Here is a 6438-nt window from a genome sequence, read left to right as displayed (position 1 = left end):
CGCGCAGCTGGAGAGGGCATGGGGCGCGCAGGTTTGGAAAGAGCACCGGCGTGTGCGGGGCCCCGCCGTGCCGGGCCCGCCCCCCCAGCGCGCCAAGCGGTGTCATCCCCTGCCCGTGGGCGGCGCCCAGGCGGCAGCCGGCGGCCAGCGCCACGCGGGCGGCGACGATCTTGGTCACCATGCCGCCGGAGCTGTAGCCGGGCGGCGGTTCGCCCGCCATGTTCTCGATGTCGGAGGTCAGTTCCTGGACGACCGGGATGTGCCGGGCGTCGGGGTCCTTGCGCGGGTCGGCGGTGTAGAGGCCGTCGATGTCCGACAGCAGGACCAGCGTGTCGGCGCTGATCATCTGGGCGACGCGGGCGGCCAGACGGTCGTTGTCGCCGAAGCGGATCTCCGCGGTGGCGACCGTGTCGTTCTCGTTGATGACGGGGACGGCGCCCAGCTTCAGCAGCGTGTCGATGGTGGCGCGGCCGTTGAGGTGGCGGCGGCGCTCCTCGGTGTCCTCCAGCGTCACCAGCACCTGGGCGACGGTCAGGCCGTGGCGGGCCAGCGTTTCCTGATAGGCGGCGGCGAGCCGGATCTGGCCGGTGGCGGCGGCGGCCTGCTTCTCCTCCAGCCGCAGGGCGCGCCCGACGAGGCCGAGATGCTCACGCCCGCAGGCGACGGCGCCGGAGGTGACGATCACCACCTCCTGGCCGCGCTTGCGGCAGGCGGCCACGTCGTCGGCCAGCGCGTCCAGCCACTCGCGGCGCATCCGGCCGGTGGCGCTGTCGACGAGCAGGGCGGAGCCGATCTTGACGACCAGCCGCCGCGCCTCGAGCAACGTGGGGAGCAGGGAGAGGGTCTCAGCCTTTGGCGTTGTCGTCGCCGTTGCCGCTGTGTTCGGTGTCGTCACCGTCATCGTCGCCTTCATCGTCCCAGTCATCCCCATCCGAGTCGGAGTCGCTGTCCGCCTCTTCGGGGAGATCGTCGTACTCGCCCGTCTCCTCGTTCCAGCCCGCATACTCGTCGTCCATCTTCTGGCCCACCGGAGGCCGGGGGATGGAGCGCGTGACCGGAGCCTGGATGACGTCGGGCTCCTCTTCCTTGGACTGTTTGATGAGCGTGAGCAAGCGGTAAAGCACCGCCTGGACGCCCTGGCCGGTGGCGCCGGACAGAACCATCACCTCCGCGCCCGAGGCCGCCTCCAGCGCGGCCTTCTTCTCCGCAATCTCCTCGTCGAGCAGGGCGTCGGCCTTGTTCAGCCCGACGATCTCCAGCTTGTCGGCGAGGTTGCCGCCGTAGGCGACCAGCTCGTTGCGGATGGTGGTGTAGGACTGGACCACATCCTCCGCCGTGCCGTCGATCAGGTGGAGCAGCACGCGGGTGCGCTCCACATGGCCGAGGAAGCGGTCGCCGAGCCCATGCCCCTCGTGCGCGCCCTCGATCAGGCCGGGGATGTCGGCGATGACGAATTCCTCGTCACCGGCGCGGACGACGCCCAGGTTGGGGGCCAGCGTGGTGAAGGGGTAGTCGGCGATCTTCGGGCGCGCCGCCGTGGTTGCGGCCAGGAAGGTGGACTTGCCGGCGTTGGGCAGGCCGAGCAGGCCGGTGTCGGCGATCAGCTTCAGCCGCAGCCAGACCCAGCGCTCCTCGCCCGGCCAGCCGGGGTGCGACTTGCGCGGGGCGCGGTTGGTCGGGGTCTTGTAATGGGCGTTGCCGAAGCCGCCGTCGCCGCCCTTCAGGAAGACGACGCGCTGGCCGGGCTCCGTCAGGTCGAGCAGCACGGTCTCCTGATCCTCGTCCAGGATCTGGGTGCCGACCGGCACGCGCAGGACCACGTCCTCGCCCCTGGCGCCGTTGCGGTTGGCGCCCATGCCGTGGTTGCCGCGCTGCGCCTTGAAATGCTGCTTGTAGCGGTAGTCGATCAGCGTGTTGAGGCCGTTCACGACCTCGATCACGACGTCGCCGCCACGGCCGCCGTTGCCGCCGTCCGGTCCGCCGTACTCGATGAACTTCTCGCGGCGGAAGGCGATGGCGCCGGGGCCGCCGTCGCCGCTTTTCAGATACACCTTGGCTTGATCGAGGAACTTCATCGGGGACCGTGCCGGCCAATCTACCGTTTGCGCACCGTCCTCCAACCGAGGGAAGGGGGCGGTGACCACACCATCAACAAAAGAAAATCGGGGGCCGGTTGCCCGAACCCCCGATCATTCCAACACACCGTACGGGCCGGACGAGATTACTCGGCCGCGACCGCCGGGACCTCGACCGCCTCGATGGCGACGTAGGTGCGCCCCTGGGCGCTGTGCTTGAAGGCCACCACGCCGTCCATCTTGGCGAACAGGGTGTGGTCCTTGCCGATGCCGACGTTCTCACCGGGGTGGAACTTCGTGCCGCGCTGGCGGACGATGATGTTGCCGGCGACGACGTTCTCGCCACCGAAACGCTTCACGCCGAGGCGGCGGCCAGCGGAATCGCGGCCGTTGCGCGAAGAACCGCCTGCTTTTTTATGGGCCATGGGGAGTTACTCCTGTGACTGGTCGGCGGCCGTTCAGGCGGCGCCGTTGATCCCGGTGATGCGCAGGACGGTCAGGTCCTGGCGGTGGCCGTTCTTACGGCGGTAGTTCTGGCGGCGCTTCTTCTTGAAGACGATGATCTTCGGACCGCGATCCTGGGCGACGATCTCGGCGGTCACAGCAGCGCCGGCAACCGTCGGGGTGCCAAGGGTGGTGCTGCCGCCGTCGCTGACCATCAGCACGTCGTTGAGCGTGATGGAAGCGCCGGCCTCGGCCTCGAGCTTCTCAACGCGGATCACGTCGCCATTGGCGACCTTGTACTGCTTGCCGCCGGTGCGGATCACTGCAAACATCGTCGTCACTGCCTATCTCAAAACAAACGGAAGGGCCGCTCGCCCACCGTTTGAGGTGCAAGCCCGTTCGTGAGAGCGGGGATTTAACCGATGGGCCACCGGGAGTCAACAGGCATGGTGGCATTTTCCCGTTCATTTTCCTGCAAACAAGGGCTTGCATCCCCCCGGGCTTTTGGGTAGGTTCCGCGCCACCCCGGAAACGGGGCAGCGGATGGGTGGCAGAGCGGTTGAATGCACCGCACTCGAAATGCGGCATACCCGCAAGGGTATCGGGAGTTCGAATCTCCCCCCATCCGCCACTCTCATTCGAGCGAACGCTCACACGAAGAAGCCTTCCCGACCGGGAAGGCTTTTTTCGTTTCCCGCCTGGGGCGTTCCTCAGCGGTTCTTGAGCATTGCCAGCGCCGCCTCGAACAGCAGGCTGCCCGGTTCGGCGAAGCGGTCGACCACGCTGAAATGGTCGGCGCCCGGCTCCACGATCTCCCGCACCGCGTTGCCCTGCGCCGCCCAGGCCAGGGCGTAGTCGGCCTGCTGGCGATGCATGGCGTCGGTCTCAAGACCGCCCAGCGCCGGCATCAGCAGCGGGGCGGGGGCGGGAACGGCGTGGATCGGGCTCAGCCGCCGCGCCGAGTCGGGATCGAGCCGCAGCTGCTCGTTCACCTCGAAGCCGAGCATCGGCTCCAGGTCGTAGAGGCCGCTGATCGGAATGCCCCCGGCCACGCGGTCGCGATTCTCCGAGACCAGCTTGGCTGTCAGGTGGCCGCCCGCCGAATGGCCGGACACCACCACCCGCCGCGGATCGCCGCCGAAGCCGGCCGCGTTGTCGAACACCCAGTCCAGCCCGGCCTGGGCGTGGCCGCACAGCTCGTCCATCGTCACGTCCGGGCACAGGCCGTAGCCGAGCAGGACGACCGCCACACCGCGCTCCACATAGGGAGCGGCGATGAAGGAATGCTGGTCCTTCGACAGGGCGCGCCAGTAGCCGCCATGGATGAAGACCAGCACCGGCGCCCCCTCCCCGGCGGGGAAGACGTCGGCGCGCTGGCGCGGGTGCGGGCCGGTGGGAATGTCATAGCGGCCGTCCAGCCGCGCGCGCACCGCCTCGCTCTCCGCCTGCCAGCGGGCGAAATAGGCCGGGTGCTCCGGCACCAGCTTGCGGAAATTGTACTGGCGGTCGATCTCGGCGGCGGTCATGCCGGAGTATAGGGGTTCAGACGCCAAGATAGCGCTCCTTCAACGTGGGGTCGGCGAGCAGGGCGGCGGAACTGCCGGACCACACCAGCCGCCCCTTCTCGATGACGTGATGGCGGTCGGCCAGGGCGGCGAGGGCGTGGACGTTCTTGTCCACCACCAGGATTGCCTGCCCCTCGCCCTTCAGGCGGGCGAGGCAGTCCCAGATCTCCTGCCGGACCAGCGGGGCCAGCCCCTCCGTCGCCTCGTCGAGGATCAGCAGCTTGGGGTTGGTCATCAGGGCGCGCCCGACGGCGAGCATCTGCTGCTCCCCGCCCGACAGGTTGCGGGCGAGGTTGCCGGCGCGCTCGGCCAGCCGGGGGAACAGGGCGTGCACCCGCTCCACCGTCCAGGGATCGCGCCGCGCGAAGCGGTTGGCGGCGGTGGCGATCAGGTTCTCGCGCACGGTCAGGGTGGGGAAGACCTGCCGCCCCTCCGGCACCAGGGCGATGCCGGCCCGCGCGATGCGGTGCGGCGGCCGGCCGGCGATCTCCGCCCCCTCGAAGGCGATGGAGCCGCCGGTCGGCGGCACGAGGCCCATGATGGCCTTGATGGTCGTCGTCTTGCCCATGCCGTTGCGGCCCATCAGGGTCACCGCCTCGCCGGCGTCGACGGACAGCTCCATGCCGAACAGCGCCTGGCTGGAGCCGTAGGCGGCGGTCAGGTTGGCGACGCGCAGCATCAGGCCACCTCCAGCTCGTCGCCCAGATAGGCCTCGCGCACCGCCGGGTCGTTGCGGATCTGCGCCGGGGTGCCGCTGGCGAGGTCCTTGCCGCGCACCAGCACGGTGATGCGGTCGGCCAGCGCGAAGACGGCGTCCATGTCGTGCTCCACCAGCAGGATCGTCACGCCGCCCTTCAGCTCCTGCAGCAGTTCGACCATGCGGGCGGAGTCCTCCGGTCCCATGCCGGCCATCGGCTCGTCGAGCAGGAGCAGCCGCGGCCCGGTGGCCAGGGCCATCGCCAGTTCGAGCTGCCGCTTCTCGCCATGGGCCAGCGCGTCGGCGCGGGTGTCGGCCCGCGCCCCCAGCCCGACCCGCTCCAGCACCGCACGGGCGGGATCGGCCAGCCGCCGGTCGCGCGCGGCGTCGCGCCAGAAGCGGAAGCTGTGCCCGGCGTGGGCCTGCACCGCCAGCGCCACGTTGTCCAGCGCGGTGAAGCTGGGGAAGATCGAGGTGATCTGGAAGCTGCGCGCCAGCCCGCGCTGCGCCCGCTTGTGCACGGGCAGGCCGGTCACGTCGCGCCCGTCGAACAGGATGGTCCCGGAATCGGGGGTCAGCTCCCCCGACAGCTGGCCGATCAGGGTGGTCTTGCCGGCCCCGTTCGGGCCGATCAGGGCGTGCAGCTCGCCCTCCGCGACGGACAGCGAGAGGCCGTCGGTGGCGGCCAGACCGCCGAAGCGCTTGACCAGCCCGTTTGTGCTCAGCAGGGGGTCGCTCACGGGCGCCTCCCGGTGACGACGCCCCACAACCCTTTGCGGGCGTACAGCACCAGCAGGATCAGCACCGGCCCCAGCACGATCTTCCAATGCTCGCCCAGCCCGGCGTGGGCGAGGTCCATCAGCTCCGGCACGAATTCCTCCAGCAGCAGCAGCGCGGCGGCGCCCAGCACCGGGCCGATCAGCGTGCCGATGCCGCCCAGCACGACCATCACGATCAGATCGCCCGAACGGCTCCAATGCAGATACTGCGGCCCGACGAACATGGTGGCGTTGGCGAGCAGCGCCCCGGCCAGCCCGGCCAGCGCCCCGGCGATGACGAAGGCGGCGAGCTTGTAGCGGGTGACCGGGTAGCCGAGGGCGGCCATCCGCCGCTCGTTGTCCTTGGCGCCGCGGATCACCCGCCCGAAGCGGGAGTTGACCAGCCGCCAGCCCAGGACCAGCGCCGCCACCAGAAGACCGAGCACCACGTAATAGAAGGTGGTGTGGTCGGTGATGTTCAGCGGGGCGGGCAGGGTGGAGCGGCTCCACAGCGCGATGCCGTCGTCCCCGCCATAGGCCTTCAGCCCGGTCATCAGGTAGAACAGCATCTGGGCGAAGGCCAGCGTGATCATGATGAAGGGCACGCCGGTGGTGCGCAGCGAGATCGCCCCCACCGGCAGCGCCGCCAGCGCCCCGGCCAGCATGGCCAGCGGCCAGACGATCAACCCGTTCACCGTGCCGGGAAAGCCGAACAGCGTCGATCCGTCCGCCTGGTGGGCGAACAGGATGCCGACGGCGTAGCCGCCGATCCCGACGAAGGCGGCGTGGCCGAAGCTGACCATCCCGCCTAATCCCAGGATCAGGTCGAGGCTGACCGCCGCCAGGGCGAAGACCAGGATGCGCGTCGCCAGCCGCACGTAGAAGGGCTCCCCCATCCA

At 69.8% G+C, this 6438-nt stretch carries 8 protein-coding genes and 1 tRNA gene; 1 reads left to right on the top strand and 8 read right to left on the bottom strand.

The features are described from left to right. The 4 genes from proB to rplU all read right to left on the bottom strand — a co-directional run. Positions 1-913, bottom strand: a 913-nt coding sequence (proB, locus tag GBZ26_RS25560; RefSeq protein ID WP_425599365.1) for a glutamate 5-kinase, incomplete at its 3' end; no start/stop codon positions are given. Further along, on the bottom strand, positions 846-2075 hold the full coding sequence (obgE, locus tag GBZ26_RS25555; protein WP_174441247.1) for a GTPase ObgE: 1230 nt from the start codon (positions 2073-2075) through the stop codon (positions 846-848). The genes obgE and proB, both read right to left, overlap by 68 nt. 146 nt (positions 2076-2221) lie before the next feature. Beyond that, on the bottom strand, positions 2222-2500 hold the full coding sequence (gene rpmA, locus GBZ26_RS25550) for a 50S ribosomal protein L27 (RefSeq protein WP_174441246.1): 279 nt from the start codon (positions 2498-2500) through the stop codon (positions 2222-2224). 33 nt (positions 2501-2533) lie between these two features. Then, positions 2534-2851 (bottom strand): 50S ribosomal protein L21, encoded by a 318-nt coding sequence (gene rplU, locus GBZ26_RS25545; RefSeq protein WP_014239459.1) that lies wholly within the window; start codon positions 2849-2851, stop codon positions 2534-2536. Positions 2852-3060: 209 nt separating this feature from the next. On the opposite strand from rplU, the gene GBZ26_RS25540 reads away from it, so the two are divergent. Further along, positions 3061-3150 (top strand) — tRNA-Ser (locus GBZ26_RS25540). A gap of 79 nt (positions 3151-3229) precedes the next feature. Here GBZ26_RS25540 and GBZ26_RS25535 read toward each other — a convergent pair. The 4 genes from GBZ26_RS25535 to GBZ26_RS25520 all read right to left on the bottom strand — a co-directional run. Further along, positions 3230-4072, bottom strand: coding sequence for an alpha/beta hydrolase (locus tag GBZ26_RS25535; RefSeq protein WP_174441245.1), 843 nt, complete (start codon positions 4070-4072; stop codon positions 3230-3232). Next, positions 4062-4763, bottom strand: coding sequence for an ABC transporter ATP-binding protein (locus GBZ26_RS25530; protein ID WP_174441244.1), 702 nt, complete (start codon positions 4761-4763; stop codon positions 4062-4064). The genes GBZ26_RS25535 and GBZ26_RS25530 overlap by 11 nt, the downstream gene beginning before the upstream one ends. Beyond that, a complete protein-coding gene (locus GBZ26_RS25525; protein WP_343207177.1) occupies positions 4763-5521 on the bottom strand; it encodes an ABC transporter ATP-binding protein in 759 nt (252 codons plus the stop codon). The genes GBZ26_RS25530 and GBZ26_RS25525 overlap by 1 nt, the downstream gene beginning before the upstream one ends. Then, positions 5518-6438: branched-chain amino acid ABC transporter permease (locus GBZ26_RS25520; protein ID WP_174441242.1), on the bottom strand; the 921-nt coding region annotated here is incomplete at its 5' end. The genes GBZ26_RS25525 and GBZ26_RS25520, both read right to left, overlap by 4 nt.

The sequence above is a fragment of the Azospirillum formosense genome (genome assembly GCF_013340925.1).
Taxonomy (GTDB): domain Bacteria; phylum Pseudomonadota; class Alphaproteobacteria; order Azospirillales; family Azospirillaceae; genus Azospirillum; species Azospirillum formosense.
The sequence above is the reverse complement of the archived record's forward strand: the minus strand, read 5'-3'. Positions and strand labels throughout refer to the sequence as shown.